The organism is Sodalis glossinidius str. 'morsitans' (assembly GCF_000010085.1).
Lineage (GTDB): Bacteria > Pseudomonadota > Gammaproteobacteria > Enterobacterales > Enterobacteriaceae > Sodalis > Sodalis glossinidius.
This window is the reverse complement of record NC_007712.1, coordinates 408,047-431,278: the sequence shown is the minus strand read 5'-3', so window position 1 is coordinate 431,278 and position 23,232 is coordinate 408,047. Positions and strand designations below refer to the sequence as shown.

At 55.2% G+C, this 23,232-nt stretch carries 17 protein-coding genes, 1 other RNA gene and 12 pseudogenes; 16 read left to right on the top strand and 14 right to left on the bottom strand.

Translation table 11 applies throughout. From position 1 onward, the window contains the following. Positions 1–372: 372 nt before the first annotated feature. Positions 373–558, bottom strand: a complete 186-nt coding sequence (locus tag SGP1_RS02185) for a hypothetical protein (protein WP_041866553.1) — start codon at positions 556–558, stop codon at positions 373–375. A gap of 702 nt (positions 559–1,260) precedes the next feature. Here SGP1_RS02185 and SGP1_RS02180 point away from each other — a divergent pair. The 3 genes from SGP1_RS02180 (at position 1,261) to SGP1_RS02170 (ending at position 3,758) form a co-directional block, all read left to right on the top strand. Further along, on the top strand, positions 1,261–2,010 hold the full coding sequence (locus SGP1_RS02180; protein ID WP_148203338.1) for a phage repressor protein CI: 750 nt from the start codon (positions 1,261–1,263) through the stop codon (positions 2,008–2,010). Between the two features lie 687 nt (positions 2,011–2,697). Further along, positions 2,698–3,090: a hypothetical protein gene (locus SGP1_RS28980; RefSeq protein WP_148203337.1), complete on the top strand. Its 393-nt coding sequence runs from the start codon at positions 2,698–2,700 to the stop codon at positions 3,088–3,090. A gap of 8 nt (positions 3,091–3,098) precedes the next feature. Beyond that, on the top strand, positions 3,099–3,758 hold the full coding sequence (locus tag SGP1_RS02170; RefSeq protein WP_158302311.1) for a hypothetical protein: 660 nt from the start codon (positions 3,099–3,101) through the stop codon (positions 3,756–3,758). A gap of 87 nt (positions 3,759–3,845) precedes the next feature. Here the strand turns inward: SGP1_RS02170 and SGP1_RS02165 are convergent, their stop codons facing one another. Together SGP1_RS02165 and SGP1_RS26385 are read right to left on the bottom strand one after the other, a co-directional pair. Next, on the bottom strand, positions 3,846–4,157 hold the full coding sequence (locus SGP1_RS02165) for a hypothetical protein (protein WP_041866551.1): 312 nt from the start codon (positions 4,155–4,157) through the stop codon (positions 3,846–3,848). A 152-nt stretch (positions 4,158–4,309) separates the two neighbouring features. Next, positions 4,310–5,001, bottom strand: a pseudogene (locus SGP1_RS26385) (methyltransferase); the annotation flags it as partial. A 221-nt stretch (positions 5,002–5,222) separates the two neighbouring features. Here SGP1_RS26385 and SGP1_RS02155 point away from each other — a divergent pair. From SGP1_RS02155 to SGP1_RS02145, 3 genes and pseudogenes are all read left to right on the top strand, one after another. Then, positions 5,223–6,177 (top strand): annotated as a pseudogene (locus SGP1_RS02155) (Gfo/Idh/MocA family protein). A gap of 83 nt (positions 6,178–6,260) precedes the next feature. Next, complete coding sequence (locus tag SGP1_RS02150) at positions 6,261–6,755, top strand: glutamine amidotransferase-related protein (protein ID WP_011410100.1); 495 nt, start codon at positions 6,261–6,263, stop codon at positions 6,753–6,755. Between the two features lie 183 nt (positions 6,756–6,938). Further along, complete coding sequence (locus SGP1_RS02145; RefSeq protein WP_011410099.1) at positions 6,939–7,904, top strand: TerC family protein; 966 nt, start codon at positions 6,939–6,941, stop codon at positions 7,902–7,904. 33 nt (positions 7,905–7,937) lie between these two features. On the opposite strand, the pseudogene SGP1_RS02140 reads toward SGP1_RS02145, so the two are convergent. After that, a pseudogene (locus tag SGP1_RS02140) lies at positions 7,938–8,488 on the bottom strand (YgjV family protein). Between the two features lie 156 nt (positions 8,489–8,644). Next, a pseudogene (locus tag SGP1_RS02135) lies at positions 8,645–9,378 on the bottom strand (altronate dehydratase); the annotation flags it as partial. Between the two features lie 68 nt (positions 9,379–9,446). Here SGP1_RS02135 and exuR point away from each other — a divergent pair. Then, positions 9,447–10,223, top strand: a pseudogene (exuR, locus tag SGP1_RS02130) (transcriptional regulator ExuR). Positions 10,224–10,256: 33 nt separating this feature from the next. Here the strand turns inward: exuR and SGP1_RS26375 are convergent. The 4 genes and pseudogenes from SGP1_RS26375 to SGP1_RS02120 all read right to left on the bottom strand — a co-directional run bounded on the left by SGP1_RS26375 (position 10,257) and on the right by SGP1_RS02120 (position 11,802). After that, positions 10,257–10,670: pseudogene (locus SGP1_RS26375) on the bottom strand (DUF2891 family protein). Continuing rightward, entirely contained in the window at positions 10,603–11,106 is a 504-nt protein-coding gene (locus SGP1_RS02125; protein ID WP_050747343.1) for a 5-oxoproline transporter, DUF979 family subunit, read from the bottom strand. Before SGP1_RS02125 ends, SGP1_RS26375 begins: the two are co-directional and overlap by 68 nt. Then, a complete protein-coding gene (locus tag SGP1_RS34895; protein ID WP_279379433.1) occupies positions 11,106–11,288 on the bottom strand; it encodes a hypothetical protein in 183 nt (60 codons plus the stop codon). The genes SGP1_RS02125 and SGP1_RS34895 overlap by 1 nt, the downstream gene beginning before the upstream one ends. Next, a complete protein-coding gene (locus SGP1_RS02120; RefSeq protein WP_279379432.1) occupies positions 11,251–11,802 on the bottom strand; it encodes a 5-oxoproline transporter, DUF969 family subunit in 552 nt (183 codons plus the stop codon). Before SGP1_RS02120 ends, SGP1_RS34895 begins: the two co-directional genes overlap by 38 nt. 936 nt (positions 11,803–12,738) lie before the next feature. Between SGP1_RS02120 and SGP1_RS02115 the strand changes: the two genes are divergently transcribed. The 5 genes and pseudogenes from SGP1_RS02115 to SGP1_RS02100 all read left to right on the top strand — a co-directional run bounded on the left by SGP1_RS02115 (position 12,739) and on the right by SGP1_RS02100 (position 14,822). Then, positions 12,739–13,410, top strand: coding sequence for a DedA family protein (locus SGP1_RS02115; RefSeq protein WP_011410094.1), 672 nt, complete (start codon positions 12,739–12,741; stop codon positions 13,408–13,410). Next, positions 13,410–13,796, top strand: coding sequence for an EnvZ/OmpR regulon moderator MzrA (gene mzrA, locus SGP1_RS02110; protein ID WP_050747342.1), 387 nt, complete (start codon positions 13,410–13,412; stop codon positions 13,794–13,796). Before SGP1_RS02115 ends, mzrA begins: the two co-directional genes overlap by 1 nt. Before the next feature lie 370 nt (positions 13,797–14,166). Beyond that, positions 14,167–14,445, top strand: a pseudogene (locus SGP1_RS02105) (DUF883 family protein). Then, complete coding sequence (locus SGP1_RS30535) at positions 14,446–14,592, top strand: hypothetical protein (protein ID WP_158302310.1); 147 nt, start codon at positions 14,446–14,448, stop codon at positions 14,590–14,592. Next, complete coding sequence (locus SGP1_RS02100; protein ID WP_041866550.1) at positions 14,589–14,822, top strand: YqjK family protein; 234 nt, start codon at positions 14,589–14,591, stop codon at positions 14,820–14,822. Before SGP1_RS30535 ends, SGP1_RS02100 begins: the two co-directional genes overlap by 4 nt. A gap of 117 nt (positions 14,823–14,939) precedes the next feature. On the opposite strand, the pseudogene SGP1_RS02095 reads toward SGP1_RS02100, so the two are convergent. Both SGP1_RS02095 and SGP1_RS02090 read right to left on the bottom strand, forming a co-directional pair. Further along, positions 14,940–15,635: pseudogene (locus SGP1_RS02095) on the bottom strand (type 1 glutamine amidotransferase domain-containing protein). Between the two features lie 101 nt (positions 15,636–15,736). Continuing rightward, positions 15,737–16,342 (bottom strand): TetR/AcrR family transcriptional regulator, encoded by a 606-nt coding sequence (locus SGP1_RS02090; protein ID WP_041866549.1) that lies wholly within the window; start codon positions 16,340–16,342, stop codon positions 15,737–15,739. A 599-nt stretch (positions 16,343–16,941) separates the two neighbouring features. On the opposite strand from SGP1_RS02090, the pseudogene SGP1_RS02085 reads away from it, so the two are divergent. Further along, positions 16,942–17,940, top strand: a pseudogene (locus SGP1_RS02085) (glutathione S-transferase family protein). A 30-nt stretch (positions 17,941–17,970) separates the two neighbouring features. Here the strand turns inward: SGP1_RS02085 and SGP1_RS02080 are convergent. Then, positions 17,971–18,855, bottom strand: a pseudogene (locus tag SGP1_RS02080) (LysR family transcriptional regulator). Between the two features lie 109 nt (positions 18,856–18,964). Between SGP1_RS02080 and SGP1_RS26370 the strand changes: the two are divergent. Next, positions 18,965–19,469: pseudogene (locus SGP1_RS26370) on the top strand (pirin family protein). A 60-nt stretch (positions 19,470–19,529) separates the two neighbouring features. Here SGP1_RS26370 and rnpB read toward each other — a convergent pair. Both rnpB and rsmI read right to left on the bottom strand, forming a co-directional pair. Beyond that, positions 19,530–19,908: RNase P RNA component class A (gene rnpB / locus SGP1_RS25230), an RNA gene on the bottom strand. Between the two features lie 75 nt (positions 19,909–19,983). Beyond that, the gene (rsmI, locus tag SGP1_RS02070; RefSeq protein ID WP_011410090.1) at positions 19,984–20,850 is read right to left on the bottom strand and encodes a 16S rRNA (cytidine(1402)-2'-O)-methyltransferase; all 867 of its coding nucleotides are present in this window, start codon (positions 20,848–20,850) and stop codon (positions 19,984–19,986) included. Between the two features lie 62 nt (positions 20,851–20,912). On the opposite strand from rsmI, the gene SGP1_RS02065 reads away from it, so the two are divergent. Together SGP1_RS02065 and SGP1_RS02060 are read left to right on the top strand one after the other, a co-directional pair. After that, complete coding sequence (locus SGP1_RS02065; RefSeq protein ID WP_041867331.1) at positions 20,913–22,925, top strand: penicillin-binding protein activator; 2,013 nt, start codon at positions 20,913–20,915, stop codon at positions 22,923–22,925. Beyond that, a pseudogene (locus tag SGP1_RS02060) lies at positions 22,883–23,216 on the top strand (YraN family protein). The gene SGP1_RS02065 and the pseudogene SGP1_RS02060 overlap by 43 nt, the downstream one beginning before the upstream one ends. Positions 23,217–23,232: the final 16 nt, after the last annotated feature.

Genomic DNA, 23,232 nt, shown 5'->3' with positions numbered 1-23,232 from the left:
CGGCAACATAAAATTAATTAATGGTAATATTTTACACTCACTGAATGCATTTATTAATGAGTATTGACGCGCCTATTGCTACGTGAAAATAGTCAGAATGTGCCTTTCTCCTATCGTTGAAACGAAGATCACGATGCGTGTTGGGTTTATCCGCTAACATTCCCCATCCGGACCGATGAAACAGGGAACGTAAGACGGTCTATTTACTTTGATGACATATCAATGCGCACCCTCAACTTTCTCAGGAGCAAAAAGCTGCATGACCCTGTTTAGACAATGATGAGAATATCGCCAATATGTCGATTAAAACAGATCGATAACCTGTAATAGATTATCCGGTCATGCGAGAAAATAACGGAGAGGATATTTTTCTTAAAAGGCCAATCCCTCTCTATTTTGATTCTGAACAATATCTGAATCCAGAATGCTTTGCGCGATTTCTGCTATCATCATCAAAGCTATCTCCTTGTCTCTTTCATGGCATTCTACCGTGGTGGTCAATCTGGCAATTAACTCCATTCGCTCTAACAACACCAACTTATCAAACGTGAGGTCCATTGATCCTCCTCGTTATAACATGATTTTTCTTTGTAAATTGTCGCATCGCCCCGAGAATAAAAAGAGGGTCATCCCGAATACATCAGGCGAAATATCATGTTTATAACGTTGAAATTGTAAAAGCGCAACCACTATTCATCTGTATTCCTTCATGGATAAAAAATTAGTTGCGCTTCAGCCGGGAAATCATGAGTTCCTGTTGGCGTAAATTCCTTTACAATGGAGCAAAATATTCCAAAAAAATTTCTTTATTTTCTGTATTGAGATGCGTGGAATGCCATTACCATTTCTGCTGCACTGTGCCCCCTCAACGGGTTTAATGCGCCGAAGGGTACGCCGGCAAGTCCCAGGTTACCTGCCCTATCCGCAGCCGTCAGGCGTCCCGGCAGCAACTTAAGCATAACTCCCGGTGTTGGCGGAGGCCCGCGCTCGCAACCGCGTGGTGGTGATAACCCTGTTGACCTACGGAACCCGTTCCTGTAGCGCTTTGTGAGTATGAGGAGCAGCGCCCGACAGCGCCGGAGGCACAATTTGATAATAAAGATACAGCTTCCCTGGCACCGATGGCTTTAGCTAAAACCATTGCATAGGGGGACAAGATCCACCGTCAATTAATCTCTAAGAGTAGGCGATGCTCTCCAGTCGGCATGTCGCCCCATGGCAGCCTGTTGTGCACCGTTTTTTATGGCGTCACCATTATGATTGAACACTGTAAAGCGGTTAATTGAAAATTCTAGCGGCATAAGGCATCATTCTTTATTAACAAAAAGGAAGAATAAACCGTTAAAATTAAACGTTAATATTAGTTATGCCAATAATAATTTACAAGGAATAATGTATCTTTGCGGAAACCATGCTATGTTAACTATAAATTTTAAAGCAGGAGGCGGTGCGGTCCTGGACAGAATTATCCAAGCCTATGGTTTTGATACTAAAATTGAGTATTGCAAGCACCTCGGTATCACGGCCAGCAATCTTTCCATGCGCTATAAAAGAGATTTATACCCTTCCGATTTAGTGGTCAAGTGCCTGGTGGATACCGGTGTCCGGCTGGAATGGCTCACCGGTGGTCAGGGAGATATGTTTGCCGGTCCGAACGCGCGCAATCAAAGTCAGCAGCAAACACTGGAGGTGCCGGCAAAGCACCTTCTTAGAGGTGAAATCTATGACGCCGGGACATTTTACCTTGATATCGGTTGGTTTAAACCCGAGCGGGATATCCCCGTCCGACCCGGCATGCTAATGGATGGGGCTAAACGCTATATTGTCGATTATCAGTTCAATGAAGTGAACGACGGCCGCTGGTTAACAGAAATTGAAGGCCGTCTGATGGTTCGCGATCTGTTTCGCATCCCGATCGGTCGGGTGAAAGTATGTGGGGGAGAAATGCCCTTTGAATGCGGTTTACAAGACATTCGCATCATTGCCCAAGTGATATTGAGCTGTGTATAAACTCTGTTCGGTCTCAGCCCATCGCAAATCCTGACTCCCCCGCCACCGATCGGCAAGCCGCGATAATTTCACTTAGCAAACAGTTACCTGGAAAATATCGACCGCCAGAACTTTTGTTAAAGTGAAGATTGAACCGTTTTATCTTTCAGAGGCCTGAACGGCTGTGTAGTCAATGAACACCCGTTTCATTTTCAGACTTATTTATGCTTATCGCAACAATATCAGAGAAAAAAATAAGCCGCAATAAAGATCAAAAATTCGTCTGTAACTGGCGTCATAGGCCGTGACGTTCTTCGGCAAGCATGGATAAAGTGATTAACTAAATATAAATTGCGAAGAAAGTTATTCACTGTAGACGAAAAGACAAATCTTTTTTTTGCTTATTATGTCTTCTTTATCCAGTAAAGCGTTGCCAAGCAGATCACATTACCCCCGCCAAGGTTTGCATGTAATCCGATGGGTAGGATTTTGCGTTGGCTTACATTCATTTCATTTAACCAGGGCCGCGTTTTATGCAACCCACACTTTTCGCACCCGCGATGATCACCGCTAAAATTATTCCACCGCTACCTGCGCAGAGCAGGCGCTGCAACACCGTCAGGAAGACTACTTTTACCGTTTCTCCCCCGCCGACAAAGCGGATATGATCGCCAACTTTAGGCTACGCCGCCTGAGCCTGACGTCGCGTTGAACGGTCATGCACCCGCCAGCGGGACACTGGGTCTCGGGCTTGCGCTATGCGATCGTATGGCGCAAGACGGGGAACTTACGGCGGTGCAATACCCTTTGGCGTGTGCAGCCCATAACGTTCTCCTCTCCATCGCTTCCGGCGCGATGCAGGTGCCGCAACCGCCGTTAGAGCATTTGGCGCGGTTATGCCATATGGAGTTAAAATGGCAGGTAGTACAGCCGACAAAGATCAGCGAAATCGCCCTGCGCGAGCTGTGGCAAAATTTCTGTCAATTGGCGCAGTTGCCGGCAGAGTTTGGCACCATCGCCGATTCCGGTGAGCAGGTCGACTGGCATGGCTGCATCAGAGCATTTCGCTACTGTCCGCGCCCCATGACAATGTGCTGGTGAGCCCTACCGTGCTTTACAACCCGGTGCACCAGGACAGCATCAGAGATGTTGCGCGCTATCTGCTCGATGATCTGACGCTGGGCCTCGACCAGGCGCGTGAGAAACTCCAGCATCTGTCGTCGGGACAAATGCTGCTGTTGCCGATGATGTCCACCCCCGTGTGCCCTTATGCCAGGACGGCGTTGACCGGGCATTTCAGCGCGGACGTGGTGTTAAAGAAGGACGATTATTGGCATTTCGCCGTCTTTGATAACCTGGACGATAGCGACACCGAACCGTTGAAAGAAGCGGTACTCGGTCAATTGATCCCCAAAAAGCGCGGGCGCTACTATTTCTTCCAACAGCATTTTCAACAGCGCAACGACTGTGCAGTTCATGTGTACAATTTTTTCAGCCGCTGTCTTGCCTCGAAGGAAGCCTTTTTTACCGGCCCGGCGCTATGGGGAAAGCTCTTTGATGACTATTGCCAGGAAGCCGCAGATTTGACGCAAGCGCCCGGCGAAGATAGCACCTTGAGCAGCACGATGCTGCACCGTTATTTTATGCTGGAGTGCCTGGCAACTGGCTACCGGCAGGATGAATGGGGAATGGTGCAACAAGCCATGGTAGCGCGGCCTCGCTTCTCCTTCTGTCCCGTCCCTGTCGCGGCACGGCGTGCGGAGTGCTAACCTGGGCTTTGTCGCGCCAGTGCAGAGGTATGGACGACGCAGCGGCAGATCATCAATGCGCTAACGGTCGGGAATCGGGCAAAACGATTACCTGGCCGAAGAATGCTGACACGATTGGCGAAATGCTGCGGCGTCTTTCGCCAGTGCGTCAATATGCGAACTGATAATTTTTATCTTATGCAACAATGGGGTGCGATCGGGTGAGCTGTCAAGACTATTAAGTTTGCCCACTAGCATCGCGTTATGCTCCCGCAGTCGCGCCTCGCGCGCCTGACATTGTTCCAATTGATGCTGCAACGACTTATATTCCTGCCGCCACACCTGCTGGCGCTGTAGGACGCTATTTTCCAGCAGTGAAAAAGCCGCGTCTAAACGCGTCTCTAATTCTTGCAACAACATGACTGTTCCTTTCCTCGGTCTTTGGCGCAGTATAATGATTGTCCAGCGCAGCAACAAACTCAATGTAGCGCTGGCCGCCTCTTAGCGCTCCTGGCGCGTCTTTACGCTTTTAAGCACTACGAATTTCTGATTGGCGCCCTGTTGCAGGCCCAGCGCCGGGCATCGCGGAACATTTGCCGCGCGATGTGATCCGTTATTGCCTGTTGTTGATGAAATGGCGAGTTACAGATAACGGCCTGCATGCTGTCGGCCGCCTCCCCCACCAGGCCATTGTTGACCTGAAACCGGCAGTGGAGTAAATCCGCCGGCCGGTTCTCGCTAAGATTAAGCCGGCTGGAGGCGATTGCCATGTAAGATTCATCGACAAACTGTATCGTGGCGCGCGGATTGGCCCCCAGGGCCATTAGCCCCAGGACATCGTTGCCGCAACCCAGATCCACCAGCGTCCCTTCAATATCCTGCGGCAAATACGGCAGAAAAAAACACGCACCGATATCCAGCGATGTCCGGGAGAACACATTGGCGTGATTGTAAATACGATACGGAGTGCCCTCAAGCGACCATGTCGCGGATCTTGCCGGCGGCAAAGAGGGTCGTGTCAGGACCCATAACCTGGCCTAGGGCGTACAATTGCTGCTCAAGCAGCGCCAGAGTTTTAGATATTTTCATTAATACAAGGCCGGGCGCCGGCGGCAGAGGCGCCAGGCTGTCCAGCAGTGTTATCGGTTCCGCCGCCAGGGTGTTTTGCACCAGGTTATGACGGTTCGCGAGCTGGCTCAGGTATGAATCGCTGACGCAAAAAAGCGCGCACGCCGAAGGCGTCATTGAAAATCAGCGTCGGCCCGGTTGTCGCCTGCGGCGGCGGGCGGATAACGATCCAGCCGTAGTACGCCGGCCGGGTGGTCAAAAAGGCTCATAAGCCCTACCTGATGATGAAATGAAGCGGTTAACGGTAATTAAGGGCGGCAGTATACTGTTTTTTTTCGCCGCTGCAGGAAACTTGCCTTGCCGGATGGGCATGTTACTCTGCTGTTACCCTCCCTTACCTGCAGGTTGTCGGTTCAGATGATTCGTTTCGCCGTTATAGGCACTAATTGGATCATCCGTCAGTTTATCGATGCCGCTCATGAAAGCGGTAAGCTGAAACTGACCGCCATTTATTCGCGCCAGCTAACGCAGGCCCACACCCTGGCGACGGAGTATCCGGTCGAACAGTGTTTTAGATTCCCTGGAGCAGCTTGCCCGCTCGGACCTGATTGACGCGGTGTATATCGCCAGCCCAAATGCCCTGCATTGTCAGCAAAGTTTGCTGTTTATGCTCCAGGGGAAACACGTTATCTGCGAAAAGCCCCTTGCCTCCAACCTCGAGGAATCGGAACAGATGATTGCCTGCGCACTTAAGCATCAGGTGGTGCTGTTCAAGGCGTTTAAAACCGCCTATCTGCCTAATTTTCTGCTGCTGAACTATTGTCAGTACCCCTCGCGCTACGACAAGTATTTGGCCGGCGAGAACCCGAATACCTTCAATCCTCAGTTCTCCAACGGATCCATTATGGATATCGGCTTCTATCCGCTGACGGCCGCCGTGACGTTATGGAGGGAGCCGGCGCGGGTCCAGGCCAGCGCGTCACTGCTGCAAAACGGCGTGGATGGACACGGTACGGTGATTCTCGATTACGGTGATTTTGACGTTACCTTGCTGCATTCCAAGGTGAGCCAGTCAACGCTGCCCAGTGAGATCCAGGGTGAAACCGGGTCGCTGCTGATTGAGAAAATAGGCGAATTCCAGGGTGTGACGCTGGTTGCCCGCAACGGCAATCAACAGGATCTCGGTCAGCTGCAGCATATCAATAGCATGTTGTATGAGGCTCACGCCTTTGCCGATCGGATCGCGCAACGGCAAATAGACCATTCCGGACTGGCAATAACGCGCAGCACGGCGCATCTGCTTACCGAGATCCGCCGTCAAACCGGGGTGGTATTTCCGGCCGACCACTCATTGCATGGCGAGGAAAGCTGATGAAAGATGGTATGCACTTACTTATTTTGCAGACCTTCGATGTACCTTAGTCGGTCAGACGCGAGCACGGCAATTTCGATCGGATGTTCATTGAGGCCGGCGAAGTCCACGACGCGCGCGTCGAGGTGGTCTATCTGCCCGGCGGCATGGAACTGGGCACCCACACTATCGAATTGCTGCCGGCGGCGGCAGATGACGCGCTGTTAACCGCGTTGCCCCGCTGTTTCGACGCCAATCTGGTCCACTCTCATTCAGTACTTACTTTGCCTCCAGGTGCTACCGTGCTTGGCCGCTCCGCACATGATCCTCATCAAATCCTGCGCTATCGGCCCAACGTTATCAGCACCCAGTTTCATCCGGAATTTAACGCGCCGGTCATGCACAGCTACCTGGCGCGCATGATGACGCAGGAGCCGGAACGGAGCGATCATTACCAGCAACTGGAGGAGCAAATCGCCGCCACGCCCCGCAGTCAGGGTCTGCTGGCGCGTTTTGTCCATCACTGTCTTAACGGTGCTGTTATGATATTGACGGTTGCATTTTTTTACATTAACGTAGCTTATAGCAAAGGTGAGTAACTTTCTGCCGGCCAGCCGTCAATACGATGCCAACGCATCCGGTAGCCGGGCAACTGCAGAATTTTCATGCGGGTTGTAAGTGAGACCTTGCCGGAAGGCGAGACACGCTTATAGCCCGGACCGTGAACAACGGCTGGCGCCTTCTGACGTCAGCCGTTGTTCGTTGTGGAAGGATACTCTCAGATGCATACCGTCGGAAATACCTTGCTGTGGGGCAGCTTCGCTGTCGTTGTGATTATCATGCTGGCCGTGGATCTTATGATGCAGGGCCGGGCCGGCGATAAACCGCCGTCGATGAAACAGGCGGCGCTGTGGTCGCTGCTATGGGTCGCGTTGGCACTGGTGTTCAACGTCCTGTTTTGGGCCTATTTACTGCATACCGAAAGCCGGGTGGTGGCCTATAGTCAGGCGCTGGCGTTTCTTACCGGCTATTTGCTGGAAAAAACCCTGGCGGCCGACAATGTGTTTGTCTGGCTGATGCTGTTTAGCTATTTTGCCGTACCGCTGTCGCTGCAGCGCCGCCTGCTGACCTGGGGCATCCTGGGCGCTATCGGGCTACGGGCCGTCATGGTGTTTGCCGGCAGTTGGCTTATCAGCGAGTTTCAGTGGTGGCTCTACGTGTTTGGCGCGTTTTTGCTGTTCACCGGCGTCAAAATGGCCCTGCCCGGCCATGACGAACAGGATATTGGCAAACGTCCGCTGGTGCGCTGGCTGTACTATCACCTTCGGGTGACCAATGAGCTGCACGGCGAGCGCTTTTTTATCCGCCGCAAAGGACTGCTGTTCGCCACGCCGCTGCTGCTGGCGCTGATAATGGTGGAGTTCAGCGACGTCATTTTTTCCCTGGACAGCATACCGGCGATTTTCGCCGTCACGACCGATCCGTTTATCGTGCTGACCTCAAATTTGTTTGCCATCCTCGGCCTGCGGGCGATGTATTTCCTTTTAGCGAATGTGGCCGAGCGTTTCTCGCTGCTTAAATATGGCTTGGCGGTGATTTTGGTGTTTATCGGCATCAAGATGCTCATCGTGGATTTCATCCATATCCCGGTCGCCGTTTCCCTGGCCATGGTGGCGGTCACGCTGACCGTGACGCTGCTGCTGAATGCCTGGGTCAACCGCCGGCAATCACGTATCAGGCAGGAATAGCGGCTGGCGCCTCTAGAGCATGCGCAGCGTCCGCTAGAGGCCGTGAACCTGAATCGGTACGGCGCGGTTTTCCGTCATAAAAGGGGCGATACCCTGCTTTATAAGCCGGTGAAAACGGACAATCACCAGGCCGTTCATTATGAGGAAACTGCCCTCTATCAGCGAGCCGCCGATGGAGCCGAGCCAGATATTGTGGGTGACCCAACACGCCGTGGAGCAACACATAACGCAGCGTGTGGTCAAACCGCCACAGCGAAATAGTGCCCAAGTGCTGGCCACCGTGCCGGCAATCGGCAGCAGTTCTACGCCAGCGGACTTTCGGTAAGCCGAGCCAGCGTCAGGGCGATGAAAACCAGCATTGCCCACAGGCTGCGGGTAAGGGTGGAAACCAGCGTGCGCAGCGTATTCAGCACGGCGCTCATGCCGGCGGCGTTCGCGCCCAATAAAAAGAAGTGCAGACCAATAATCAGGCTGTAGAGCGCCAGTTGCAGTTTGAACCGGCGTTCGTTGCGGTTAAAAAAGATGGTGATACCGACGACAAACGCCAGCCCACCAACCGCTTGGGCAAACCAATACAACGTCATGAAGGAAAATCTCAATCCTGCAAATGGGAAAATAAATGAAAACGTAGTTTCATATTACGAAACGCCGTGTCACAACCGAAAAAAAACCGTTAGCAAAAATTACAAGGTCACGCCGCTTTTGAAAATCGCCAATTCGCGAAAATCGTTAATCTCGTTTCAGGTTTGCTTGCCGTTGGCGATGGCGACGATGACATCAACAAACTCGGTGAGTATCGCTTCCATACTCATACCGTGAATCAGCCGGCCGGCGTCGAAATAGATCCAATGTGGTTTTTTCGCCGCCAGTTCGCTGTTCGTCGCCAATTTTACCGTCGGTACGAAGCCGCCTTAAGGCGTTCAGCGGCCGGTACTTAACAGCACCATATGACAGCCGGCGCCGGCCAGCGCGCTGGTGGCCACCGCATCGTTACCCGGCGCGCTCAGTAAGTTCAGCCCCGGTACGCTCAAACGTTCGCCATATTTCAAAACGTCGACGACCTTGCTCTGCCCGGCTTTCTGCGTACAGCCGAGGGATTTCTCCTCAAGCGTCGTGATGCCGCCGGCTTTGTTGCCGGGAGAGGGGTTTTCATAAATCGTCTGCTGATGGGCGATAAAGCACCGCTTGAAGTCATTGACCATATGCACGGTCTTGTCAAACGTCGCTTCATCGCGGCAGCGGCTCATCAGGATACGCTCGGCGCCGAACATCTCCGGAACTTCCGTCAGCACGGTGGTGGTGCCGTTGGCAATCAGGTAATCCGAAAACCGTCCGAGAATAGAGTTGGCGGTGATGCCTGAAGGCCATCGGATCCGCCGCATTCCAACCCGAATTTCAGCTCGCTGAGCTTGCCCGGTTCGCGATGGTCGTCGCGCATGCGCTGATACAGCGCGCGCAAACATTCCAGCCCGGCCCCCTTTCGTCCCGCCAGCCGCTGAACGTGAGCGCCACCCTTTCTGTGTATTGTAAAGAGCATCCAAAATGGAACCCACTGAAACCCGCAGATTATACCAGCAGCTGGCGGCCGAACTGAAACGGCGCATCGAATCCGGTAGTTATCCGGTCGGCGAGAAGCTGCCGGCGGAACGCTATATCGCCGAGGAGATGAATGTCAGCCGCACGGTGGTGCGGGAAGCGATTATAATGCTTGAAGTGGAAGGCTATGTGGAAGTCCGCAAAGGCTCGGGTATCCATGTCATCGCCAATCAGCAAAAGCACTTGTTGTTGCCCGCCGGCGAAATTCAGGCCGCTACGCCTGGTCCGTTTGAGATGCTGCAGGCGCGGCAGCTCATCGAAAGCAATATCGCCGAGTTTGCCGCGACCCAAGTGTCAAAACAGGATATTGTCCTGCTAATGGAAATTCAGGAGAACGCCCGTCATGAGGACAGATTTCGCGATTCGCAGTGGGACTTGAAATTTCACGTTCAGGTGGCGCTGGCCACCGGCAACAGCGCGATGGCGTCCATAGTGGAACAGATGTAGTCCCAGCGGGTGCATAATCCCTACTGGATCAAGCTGCATGAACATATCGACGACAAAGCGATTGAAAGCTGGTGCAAAGATCATGACCAAATTCTTAAGGCGCTGATCCGCAAAGATCCCTACGCTGCCAAACTGGCGATGTGGCAGCATCTGGAAAACACCAAGCAGATGCTGTTCCACGCCACCACCGACGATTTTGAATCGAGCGTCGACCGCTATATGTTCAACGACAACCCCGTAGTTCACCTGGATAGCGTGGCCAACAGGGTAAAATGACAGGCGTGCCGCCGCTGACTTAGGCCTCCAGCGTCAGCAGAGCGAACGTAGCCAGCCAATGCGCGCCCCATTATAGTTGGTGTCCAAATGCGCCAGCGCGGCATGCAGATGCTTCGCCGCTACCTGTTGTAGCCAGTGATCCGGCGCCGTTGCCAATTGCCGGGCCAGAGCACGCCAGCACCAGGCCCGACTAAGGTTCAACCCGCCAAGGTGGGCAATCTTGCTATCAAAGCAGTCGCTGACGAAGACCGGGGTAAAGAGCGTCGCCGGTTGACGTGCATCAAGCTGAGGCAGGAACGCCTACCACCAGGCAGCGAACTCCGCCTCCGGCAAACAGCGGGACATATACACCGCTTCAATCAGGGTCGGCGATAAAAACTCATCCCCCGCCGGCTCCCAGGCCTGACAGGCGCGATCGCCGCCAAACCAGCGGTTTGCGCCTTCCACCAGCACCGTTTCCAGCGTCGTGTCCTGCCGCCAGCGGCGCCAGCGTGGAGGATCCGGCGGGTATCAGCAGCGCGCCGTTCCAGGTCAGGCTCTTGAAGGCAAAGGTGCCGAGCATTGTCACCAGCGGAATCAGCAACATCGGAATAAATAACCGGTTGCCAAAGCGGCTGGCGCGTACTTCTCGCTGCTCCAGGGACGTTTCAGGTTTGCCGCTGCGACCAAGTCCGCCGAGCCCCGCGAGCAATACCATGACAATGACCAGTATTCTATTTGCCAGCGGTGGTAAATATCTGCCAAAAATAAAAATAATCGCATTGATGCCCCAAAAACCGGCACTTTTCCAGCGTTTGGAATTTAAACTATCACGCAGGTTGATTATTGCTGTGGCGGCAAACATAATGCCCACCAACAAATAAAGCGCGTCCAGAATTGTCATCACTTATACTCCCCGGACGGCCGCGATTTGCTTTGCGCTGCATAGCGCCGGATAAGTGCGCATTGGTAGAATGTCATGCGGCAGCTATGAATGATAAAGGCGAAAAAGGCGGTGTGTATGGCCCATACGGCGAAATTCAGCAGCTCAATAATATAATCGTTTTGCTCCATAAACCCTTTCATCAATAAGATCGAGCCGATGGCGATAAATATGTCTCCCCCCAAAAAAGACGCCGATATTATCGACCGCCGCACAGTACGCCCGGATTTTTTCCCGTTCTGCCAGGGGAAGATATCCCAAACGTTTACGTGCCGCACCCTCAGCCATAGGGGCTATCAGCGGACGCACCATCTGCGCGTGGCCACCAAGCGCGGTCAAGCCCAGCACAGCGGTCAATTGCCGCATCAGCATATACAATATCAGGATGCTCGATAGAGAAGCGGCGTGAATGCGCGTCACCAGCCGTTGCGCCTGCTCGCGCAGGCCGTTGTGCTCCAGCAGGCCGATGACCGGTAGCGCCAGCCAGATAAGCGCCATATACCGATTTTGCACATAGGCGGTGCCGAAATCACTGACCACCGCCGGTAAATCCAGGCCGCTGGTCAGCCCGGTGATAAGTACCGCGAGTGTGACGACCACCAATGGATTGAAATGCAACGCAAAGTCGAGAATAACAATGCCTATTAAAGGCCACATAATGATACCCCAAAAAGTAGTGTGAATTGCCTTCACCCGCAGATTGTAGGCTTCAGGAATAGCCCTCCCCAGGCCAGTCCGAACAACGGGTAAAATATTTACTAAGCTATTTGCGCGAATATTGTAATATTTAATTACCGATACTTATTCGACAGAATAAAAAGTGCGCACCCGCATCAAAGCATAATCTGCGTGACAGGTAGCGAAGCGCGAAATTATCGCCGCCAAGGAAAGCGGTTAGCTTCATCGTCAAGGGTCGGACACGGTGATAATTATCCCCCAAGCGAAAAAGTCTGCTGGCATAAATATCTTTACCGCTGGTGTTTTATGCTAACTTAGCAGGCCTACAGCGATGCGAATATATTATTTAAGCCCGCGCATTCGGGCCTGGCCTTCTGCCGGCTGAGGATGTTTTGTCGGCTGGGGACTCGCCGGCGGCGCTTAACCCGAGGTGCGTTGAGCCGTTCACGGACGCCGGCCTGTTGGTCTCCTCGCCTACGCCACATGCGCCATAAGGTCCGCCACCGCTCTTTTTCGCCGCCGGGAGCGTAACGGGGGCTCAGGCAAAGTCAGTAAGCGTGAGTTTATGTCAGCGGGTGTAAAACTCATGTCGCAGGACGAATTTTTAACGTCAAAAGCACTCATTACGAGGCATTTTCGGCTATATTTCACTGTCTCAATGGATTTGCTTTTGTTACAGTATGGATAGTTTTTTTACACTTTTGCCGGTTCGCCAGCCGTCGCACTACGGGCGGTTTATCCCTCACTTCAAATGCAGGGAAGGGTTTTGCCGGCGCGGAGAGGGAAGCGTTAAACCCAAATTTTGCGGCTGATAAGCGACCACGCAGAAGCGCCAACGCTAATATACCCGCTTCTTCTTTTCCGACTCGGCGGCGGGCAGCAGCATAATATGCCGTCATTGGTTGAGAATACACAATGGATATTTTTAAGGAACTGTTGCACGCCCTCTGGCAGCAGGATTTTGAAACGCTTTCCGATCCAAGTTTGGTTTGGACCATTTATTTGCTGGTGTTTGTCATCCTTTTTTTGGAAAACGGTCTTTTGCCCGCCGCCTTTCTACCCGGCGATAGTTTACTCATATTGCTCGGCGTGCTGATCGCCAAGGGGACGCTGAATTTTCCTCTGGTGCTGGTGCTTCTAACCGTCGCCGCCAGCCTGGGCAGTTGGATAAGTTATCTACAGGGGAAATGGCTGGAGAACAACCGGGTGGTGAAAAGCTGGCTGGCCCATTTGCCGGCGCACTACCATCAGCGGGCGCACCGGATGTTTCATCGCCACGGGTTGTCGGCTTTGCTTATAGGTCGCTTTATCGCGTTTGTGCGCACGCTGCTGCCGACCATTGCCGGCTTGTCCGGCCTGAGCAGTTCGCGTTTCCAGTTTTTCAATTGGATCAGCGCCTTCCTGTGGGTTTTTATCTTGACGCTGGTGGGGTTCATCCTCGGCAAAACACCTGTCTTTCAGCGTTATGAAGAGGAATTGATGCTATGTCTGATGCTGCTGCCGCTGGCGCTGCTGACGATAGGACTGGTGAGTTCGCTGGTCGTCATCTGGCGCCGCAAACGGCTTACCGATTCGGATAAAGAATAATGAAAGAGTCAGGTTGTGTTGGCTTTATTAAGCGCTTTCGCCTCGGTCTGCTGGCCGTGGCCGTGCTGGTGTCGCTGACGCTTTTATTGCCGACCCTGTGCCGTGACGACAGCACGCTGCAAATTACCGTTGCCCACGAGCGCGGATCGCTACCAGACGGCTTTTTTCTCTATCAGTTGCTTGAGGATCGCGGCATCCGCGTTAAAAGCATTACCCCCGCCAAAGACAGCATGATTATTCATTTGGACACCCCAGAACAAGCACAGGCGGCGCAGCTGGTGTTGCAGCACCATCTGCCGGAAGGTTACGCGATACTCAAAAGCCGCCGCTACAGCGGCTGGCAGTGGCTTTACCGCCCGTCCGCCGACGAGGAGCTCCTGGGATGAGCACGCCGGGTTATCCCGCATCGGCATCACACTCTGCGGCGGTGCGCCGCTGCCCTATAGCCTGTCCGGCGGCTTTGTCCGACTGCCGTGTCCCTAACCGGATTAACCCTAAGAGATTGTTACCACTTTTTTGCCCTTTGGCGGATCCGGGGCTACGCTCACCTTAAGCACTAAACATCAGAAACCCTTCTGGCTTTTAGCATGACAACCTGGCTTTATCGCACACAGTGCAGTGATCTATCACGCCGCTGCAGGCCGCGTTTTATGCCCAGACCCTGTCGCCGGATTTAAAATAATTAATGATTGGCAAGGTGGAACAAGGGATTTTTCACATAAGCCCCCAATGCCAAACCGTCGAAGGAGTTTAAAAATGGTCAAAGATGCCACTTCAGAACATTTACGTACGGAATTGAAATCACTGGCGGACACGTTAGAAGAGGTACTGCGTGGCTCCGCACAAAAGCCCAAAGCAAAGTTTGAAAAATTGCGTACCAAAGCGGAGAGCGCGCTGAAGGATACCTGCAGGCGAGCGTCTGGCGGAGCAAACGCGCGTGGTAACGACCAAGGCAGATGAATACGTACATGAAAATCCCTGGGCGGCATTGGCGTCGGCGCGGTGGTGACTTTGACCAAAGCGCGAAAATCCTAGTTGCTCGGCTCCACGCGCGAGGAGCTGCAGGTAGATCATAACATCCTTGAAAAATTGCAGGATGAAATCAAGAAAGAAGAAGCCGAACGTAAGCACGATGAAAAAGTCAAAAATAAGCAGCGCGACAGGATTGCGGAGGCAAAATGAGCGAACGCAAACCTAAACACGCCAAGAAGTTGCTGCTGTTACGCAAATCCAGCAGCAGCGGCAGGCGCTGGATACGTGTGTTAAGTCTTTGTCGTTACCTGATTGCCGGCACCAGTCTGTTGGCGTTATATAATGTTCGCCACCACAGCCGTCTGGTGCGCTGGGCCAAACGCGGCGTCGGCATTTTGGGCGCGGTCAAAATGGTGCGCAAAGCGCTCGAAAGCCGCTAATCCACAGGCTTAATCATCGTCAAAAGCGGCCCATGGCCGCTTTTTTATTGCCTGCCCTGCAACATACCTTGTCGCCACGGCCGGTCGGGAGGGAAGCGCCTCATGGTCGCCATAAACTTATGCAGCCTTCCCTGCGTTCAGGCGCTTAAGCAACAAGGCCGCCGTCGACACGGATGACACAGGGTTCTGGCCGGTTATCAGCAGGCCATCGCTCACAACATAAGGCGCCCAGTCTTCCCCCTTGCTATAAAGGCCGCCCAGCGCCTTGAGCTCATCCTCCACCAGGAACGGCACGACGTGAGTCAGCCCGACACCCTCTTCTTCTTCGGTGTTGCTAAAACCCGTGACGTTCTTGCCTTCGACCAGCGGCCGCCCTGCAGAGGTCTGAACGTGACGCAGCACACCCGGCGCGTGACAGACCAATGCAACCGGCTTGCCGGCGGAAAGAAATGACGTTAACAGCGCGATAGAGTGCGTATCGACGGGCAAGTCCCACAAGGGACCATGACCGCCCGGATAGAACACCGCGTCGAAGTCAGCCTGCGTGATGCTATCCAGACGCACGGTGGCGGCTAGTTGCGCCGTCGCATGCGCGTCGGCCTCGAAACGGCGGGTAAGCTCGGTTTAGAAAGCCGGTTCATTGCTTTTGGGGTCAAGCGGCGGCTGTCCGCCTTTGGGCGAGGCCAGCACGATCTCGGCGCCGGCATCCTGAAAGGCATAGTAGGGTGCGGCTAATTCTTCCAACCAAAAGCCGGTTTTGCGGCCGGTATCCCCCAACCGATCGTGTGAAGTCAGAACCATTACTACTTTCATTGTGCTTCTCCAACGTGTGGTTAAGTTTGTATTAGACCGGTCGTCTTGAAACTAGAGATAAAAAAACACTTCCACAGAAGTGCTGTTATCCTTTCCCCCGGTCATGGAGAAAGATGCAAGATGTGGCGCGTGGTCATTATGGCCGTGGCAAAGGGCTGGGTATGGCGGACGATCTTGACCATTACGCTGGCGCCCAGCCATAGCTGGTAAAGGCTTTGTGCAACCTTAATGGGCGAACCGTTAACGGATAACGACCCTTCCGCCATACCGCCCTCAATGGCCCGCGCCAGCCGATCGATGATACCCGAGGTCCCGCGCTGTAGCGCTTGACGCATAGCCTCAGACAGATCGGCAACCTCCGCGCCCAGCTTGACCGCCAGACATTTACCCTGACAGTCATAAAAAGACTGTGTGTCCTGCCAGTTCTGCCAATAATTCATTAGGCGCTGCGCCATGGTCAGGCCGGGAACGTCGAGCGTCGCGTCCAGTTTCGCCAGATAATCCGCAAAGTAACTGTCAAGCAATGCCTCGCCGAAGGCATCTTTGGAACCGAAATAATGGTAAAATGACCCCTTTGGCACTCCTGCGGCGGTCAGTATTTCATTAAGCCCTACGGCGGAAAAGCCCTTCCCGGCCATGATACGCATGCCGTGCGCCAGAATGCTGTCCCGAACAGGATTGGTTTCTGTGGTTGTCACGCTGTTCATAGGAGGACAATAGCACCAATTGGACCGGTCGTCTAGTACCCATTACCTTCTTATCTTTAACACTATTATGTTATCCCCTCTCTTACTTGGGCCAGGCTGATACGCCACACTTATTCAATTTTTCTGATATAAGCTGACAGTTTTACTCGCTATCAACGGCCTTACTCGCGCATTACACTGCCTGCATCCGATGAATCTTCCGCCGAAGAACTGGCCGGAAAGCATCTTTTCAAGCCCTGGCCGTGCGTCGCGCCGGCTGACCTCGTTAAAGAGATAACCATGAAAAATTAGATGATACTGCCCTGCTGGTGGCGCGTGTGTTGATGCCTATACTGTTTATAGTGGCCGGCTACGGCAAAGTGGGCGGCGGCACCTTCCGCCGGTTCCAACGTGCGATGAGCGTGGGGGCCCGGAAAGTCGACACGGTTCGCCGATTCGGGCAATCACCCGGCGTGATGGGCCAGAAAGCCGCCGCACTCCGCCGGTTCAGGTAAGTCATCGGCACGACGGTTTGGAAAGCCAGCCCCTCCGCCGGGCCGGCAATGAATAAGCCGTCTGTACACGCAGTCGAACAGCTTGACGTTGGAAGGAGTGAAGAGATGGAATTATTGGTAGAGGGGCAGTGGCAGGACAAATGGTATGATACAGCCGCCAGCGGCGGACGTTTTCAACGCTCGGCGTCCCAATTTCGCCACTGGATCACCCCCCGACGGAAGCGCCGGGTCGGAAGGACGCAGCGGCTTTCGCGCTGAAGCCGGCCGCTATCACCTTTACGTATCGCTGGCCTGCCCCTGAGCGCACCGAACCCTGCTGATGCGCCAGCTGAAAGGCCTGGACCGTTTGATTCCGGTCTCGGTGGTCCATCCGCTCATGCTCGAGAACGGCTGGACCTTCAGCCGCGGTTTCCCCGGCGCCACCGGCGATCCCCTGTTTGATAAAGCATTTCTGTATCAACTTTATTTGCAGGAGGACGCCGGCTACAGCGGCCGGGTCACGGTACCGGTACTCTGGGATAGCAGCAACAAACCATCGTTAGCAACGAATCGGCGGATATCCTGCGCATGTTCAACAGTGCGTTTGACGGTGCTGGCGCATTGGCCGGCGACTATTATCCCGCCAATCTGCGTACCGCCATTGATGAGATTAACGGCTGGGTGTATCCGCAGGTAAATAATGGCGTCTACCAAGCTGGCTTCGCTACCCGTCAGGAGGCCTATGATGAGGTTGTAGAAGGGGTTTTCGCGGCGTTGGCACGGTTGGAGATGCTCCTCGGCCGGCATCGCTATCTGACGGGTCCCCGCCTGACCGAAGCGGATTTACGCCTGTGGACTACGCTTATCCGCTTCGATGCGGTTTATCACACCCACTTCAAATGCGATCGTCAGCACTTGAGCGACTATTTAAATTTATCAGGATTTCTGCGCGATATTTATCAGCTGCCGGGCGTGACCGAAACGGTGGATTTTGCCCATATTCGCCATCATTATTTCCGCAGCCATCCGACGCTCAATCCCCACGGCATTATTTCTATCGGACCGCAGCAGGATCTTGGCGAGCCCCACGGCCGCGCGCAGCGTTTCGGCGTCGACGATGAATGATCCCCCACCGCCAGGGATGGCCGCGGGGCTTTAGCTGAACAGTTTAGGAATTTCGCGCAGAAACCAGGATTTGGATTCCCCCATGCTATCGCGGCGCCAGGCCATGATGATATCGCTCCCAGCGCTGTACTCCGGGCTTACCACCCGCAGTCGCCCGGCGGCGATATCCACCTCCACTAGATGATAAGGCATCGTCGCCACCCCCAGCCCGGCGAGCAGCGCCTTGTGTTTATCCGCCATCGTACTCACCGTCAGACGCTGCTGTTTATCCAGTAGCTGCACCGTCAGCACCGGGCGGTATCGGCGATGGCTATACCGCGATATTTGACGCGGGTAACCTCAGACAGCGGCTCCGGCTCTTGATGAATGGGGTGGTCGGGGCTGGTGACGTAGACATTAAGCAAGCGGTACGTACAGTTTGCGGCTGTTAATTTCCGACGACGCGCGGAAGTGAAGATCCCGGGCAATAACGATATCGGCCCGCCCTTGCTCCAGCCGCTCCCAGGCGCCGGCTAGTACTTCATTGATAATGGACACCTGGGTGTTGGCTTTACGCGCCAGTTTATCGATTAGCGGAAACAATTTCTCAGTGGGGACCAGGGCTTCGGTCACCAGCGTCAGGTGGGTTTCCCAGCCGCGCGCCAGCGCTTCGGCATCGGTGGTAAGCTTGTCGGCTGCTTCCAGAAACACCCGCCCGCGCTCCAGCAACATGCGTCCGACATTGGTGAATTTGGTACGGTGGCCGGAACGGTCGAACAGCACCACATCTAGCTCCTCCTCCAACTTCTGCATTGTGTAGCTCAACGCCGAAGGGACACGCCCCAGCTCATCCGCGGCGGCGGCAAAGCTTCCACGGCGGTCGATAGCGTCCATCACCCGCAAAGCTTCAAGCGTTAACGCCCGGTCTTTGGCCATCGGATCTTCTCATTCAGGATTTTTGAATATGGCTTCCAGATTAACTTGCTAACAATCCGCCGTCCAGCCGCTTACACTCTACCCAGACCCCGCGGAAACAGATTACGCCATGATTACTTGCAGAACAGCCCAACAATGCGGCCAGGCGGACTTCGGTCGGTTACAGGCTCGCTATACCTTTTCTTTCGGCCATTATTCGACCCGGCCTTTATGCACTACGCCTCGCTGCGGGCGCTGAATCAGGAAGTGCTGGCGGTCGGCGCCGCCTTTCAGCCGCGGACCTATCCGCCGGTCGATGTGCTGAATATCATCTTGCGCGGCGAAGCCGAATACCGCGATAGCAATGGCCACGCCGTCCGGGTGGCGGCCGGCGTGGGTACACCGGGTGACGCTGGCGGCTGGAGAAAGCCTGACTGCCGCTCAACGGCAGGCGTGCTTATCTGCAATCGGTCTACGGTCAGGGGGAGATTGGCGGGCCACAGGGTGCACGCGGACGGCTTGCCTGCGGCGACGGCGCCTTTGTCTATGACGAGCAACCGCTTACGCTGCGTGCCGCCGCACCGCTGCAGGCGCTATTGATTGATTTGGCCGGCGACGACCGCCCGACATCCTAAGCCGGCGTACGCCAACGGCAAAAAAACCCCGCGCCAGGATAAGGCACGGGGTTAACGCAAGAGTGGAGTTGACCGTTAAGCCGGGTTCTGTCGTGGACAGTCATTCATCTAGGCCAGCGCTCACGCGCTGGCTCAAGCAGCCTACCCGGGTTCAGTACGGGCCGTACCATGTGAACCCCTATTTGGCCTTGCTCCGGGTGGAGTTTACCGTGCCGCGAACTGTTACCAGCCGCGCGGTGCGCTCTTACCGCACCCTTTCACCCTTACCTGATCCCGCGTGCGCGGGCCATCGGCGGTTTGCTCTCTGTTGCACTTGTCGTGGGTTTGCACCCCCCAGGCGTTACCTGGCACCCTGCCCTATGGAGCCCGGACTTTCCTCCCCCCCACCTGTTTCCCCTTGCGGGGACGATGGTGAAGCGGCGACTGTCTGGTCAACTCCGGGGCGCAGTATAAGGACTTTCCCGGCACTTGTCATCTGCGATATGCGGCGCCAGGAACAGCTCAGCGCGCCGCGTTACGCTTTTTGTTGCCGATCGAGGCCATAGCGATACAGCGCATTCTTTTTTACACCGTGGATCTCCGCCGCCAGCGCCGCGGCTTTTTTCAGCGGCAGCTCGACCTGCAAAAGCGCTAAGGTGCGCAGGGCCTCGGGCGGCAGTACGTCGTCCGGAGCGTGATAGCCTTCGACAATAAGTACCATCTCGCCGCGGCGACGCTTCTCATCCTCCTGCACCCAGGCCAGAATCTCACCGACCGGCGCGCCATAAAGCGTCTCCCAGGTTTTAGTCAGCTCCCGCGCCAGCACCACATAGCGCAGCGGGCCCCAGGCGATCGTCATATCTTCCAGGCTCTCCAGCAGCCGGTGAGTCGACTCGTAGAAAATCAGCGTACGCGGCTCCTGCGTCAGCGCCTGGAGGGAATCGAGACGCGCTTTGCGCTTCGCCGGCAGAAAGCCTTCATAGCAAAAACGATCGGACGGCAGCCCGGCGGCCGATAGCGCGGTGATGGCAGCACAGGCGCCCGGCAACGGCACCACACGGATACCGGCCTCGCGGCAGCGGCGCACTAAATGATAGCCCGGGTCGTTGATAAGCGGCGTGCCGGCGTCACTAACCAGCGCTATACTCTGTCCGTCTTGCAGCTTCTCCAGTAATATGTCTGCTTTTTGCTGTTCATTGTGGTCGTGCAACGCGAACAGCCGCGCATTTATGGCAAAATGTTGTAACAATAGACCGGTATGACGAGTATCCTCAGCGGCAATAAGATCAACGCCCTGCAGGACAGACAGCGCCCGCCGGGTGATGTCCTCCAGATTACCAATGGGAGTCGGTACCACATAAAGCGTTGATGCGGAAATATCCGCTTGTTGGTGTTGATTCATTGTTTCATCCGGATTGCCGATTTAATATTGAGCAACTTGAAAAAAACATCACTGGATACAGTATGCTTTACTCTTATGTATTGGTTTTTAAAACAGGACGTCTTCTTCCTGTCGTGCTGGCCTCGTTGATTCTGGCCGCCTGTACCGCCCAGGGTCCGGAAAGCCAAACCGGCCACGCGGCCATTCCGGCCAACGCCAATGCCGACTATTATTTGCAGCAGATGCAGCAAAGTAGCAATGATACCAAGACCGACTACCAATTACTCGCCATTCGCGCGCTGATCAAAGAAGGGCGCCTGCCACAGGCGCAGCAGCAGCTTGCCGCCCTGCAGCAAATCGACAGCGCCTCCCTCGACGCACCGCAGCGTCTGCGCTATACCCAAGCGATGATCAATGCCGGCCAAAGCCGGCCTTCGCTGGATCTGGTGCGCGCCTATATAGCCCAAGCGCCGTTGCTGACCGATCCGGCGGCGCGCCAGCAAAATATCGATAAAACCTGGCAAACGCTGGTATCGCTCCCGTCCCCTCAGAGCAATCTGGTGATTAACGCCGATGAAAACATACTGCAGGGCTGGCTGGATCTGCTGCGCATATACCAGGACAATCGCCAGGATCCCACGCTGTTGCAGGCAGCCATCAAAGACTGGCAGACCCGCTATCCGCAAAACCCGGCGGCGAAAACTCTGCCTACACCGCTCAGTCAGGTGCAAAACTATTCCTCGTCCTCGGTGGGGGGCATTGCTTTGCTGCTGCCGCTTAACGGCCAGGCCCAGGTTTTCTCCAACGCGATTCAGCAAGGGTTCTCGGCGGCTAAAAACGGCCTGACGACTCAACAAAGCGCGCTGGAGCAGGACGCGAGCGCCGCAGGCCAGTCCACCGATGGCGTTCCCCAGAACGACGGTACGGCGGGGACAGAGCCGGCCGGCGGCAGCGCCAATCAGAACGGACCAGTGACCACTCCCGGCACCCGTCCTGACCCCGCTGCATCGGGCGTCGACGGGCAGGCCTCCGCCGCTGACAATGCGCCCCAGGCAACGACCCTTAGCGGGCAGAGCGCCGGCGGCCAACCGTCGGCAGCGCCCTCCGCCGCCAGCGGCGTACCGGTCAAGGTTTATGATACGTCAAGCCAGCCGCTGCCAGCTCTGCTGGCGCAGGCGCAGCGGGACGGCGCCAGCATGATAATCGGTCCGTTGCTGAAAAATGACGTTGAGCAGCTGTACAACGATAATGCTGTCGCCGCGTCCGCCGGCACGCTGAATATCCTGGCGCTTAATCAGCCTGAACACCTGCAGCCGCGGCCTAACATCTGTTATTTTGCCCTGTCTCCGGAAGATGAGGCGCGCGATGCGGCCAACCACATCCACCAGCAGGGTCGGCAGCAACCGCTGCTACTGCTGCCGCGTGGCGCTCTGGGCGATAGGATAGCGAAAGCGTTTTCCGACGCCTGGCATCAGGCAGGCGGCGCCACGGTACTGGAACAGCGCTTCGGCTCCTCCGCTGAGCTGAAACAAAACATTAACAGCGGCTCCGGCATCTCGTTGACCGGCACGCCGGTGGCCGCTGGCGCAGCGGTGACCATCGCGGGCCTGACCATCCCTGTGCCGCAGGATAATGGCGCGGTCTCGCCATCCGGCGGCGCTATCGACGCGGTTTATATCATCGCCACCCCTGTTGAACTGGCGCTGATTAAGCCCATGATTGATATGCGCGTCAGTTCGCGCTCCCGGCTAGCGCTGTATGCCAGTTCGCGCAGCTATCAGGCCGATGCCGGGCCCGATTACAGTCTGGAAATGGAGGGGCTGGAATTCAGCGATATCCCGCTGCTGACCGGCGCCCATCCGGCGCTGCTGTCGCAGATCAGTGCCCAGTTCCGCGGCGATTATTCACTGGTGCGGCTATACGCCATGGGCATAGATGCCTGGGCGCTGGCTAATCACTTCAGCGAAATGCGGCAGATTCCGGGCTTCCAGGTAGCGGGCGAAACCGGCACGCTGTCGGCAACGCCGGATTGCGTGATCAACAGGACGTTGTCATGGCTGAAATACCAGCGTGGCCAAATGATAGCGGCGCAGTAAGCGGCCGCTCACGTGGCGCACAGGCGGAGCGGTACGCGCGCTGCCGCCTTGAGCAGGCCGGCCTGCGTTTTGTCGCCGCCAATATGCGTATCCGCGGCGGCGAGATTGATTTGATCATGTTAGATCGTTTCACCTGGGTGTTCGTCGAAGTCCGCTACCGCCGCAGCGACAGCTATGGCACCGCCGCCGAAAGTGTCACGCCGCGCAAATGCCGCCGCTTGCCGTTTCGATATCATCGCCATTACCGGAAGCCGGGTTGAATGGCTGAAAGACGCCTTCGGCGCACCGTAATGGCGCCCCATTCATT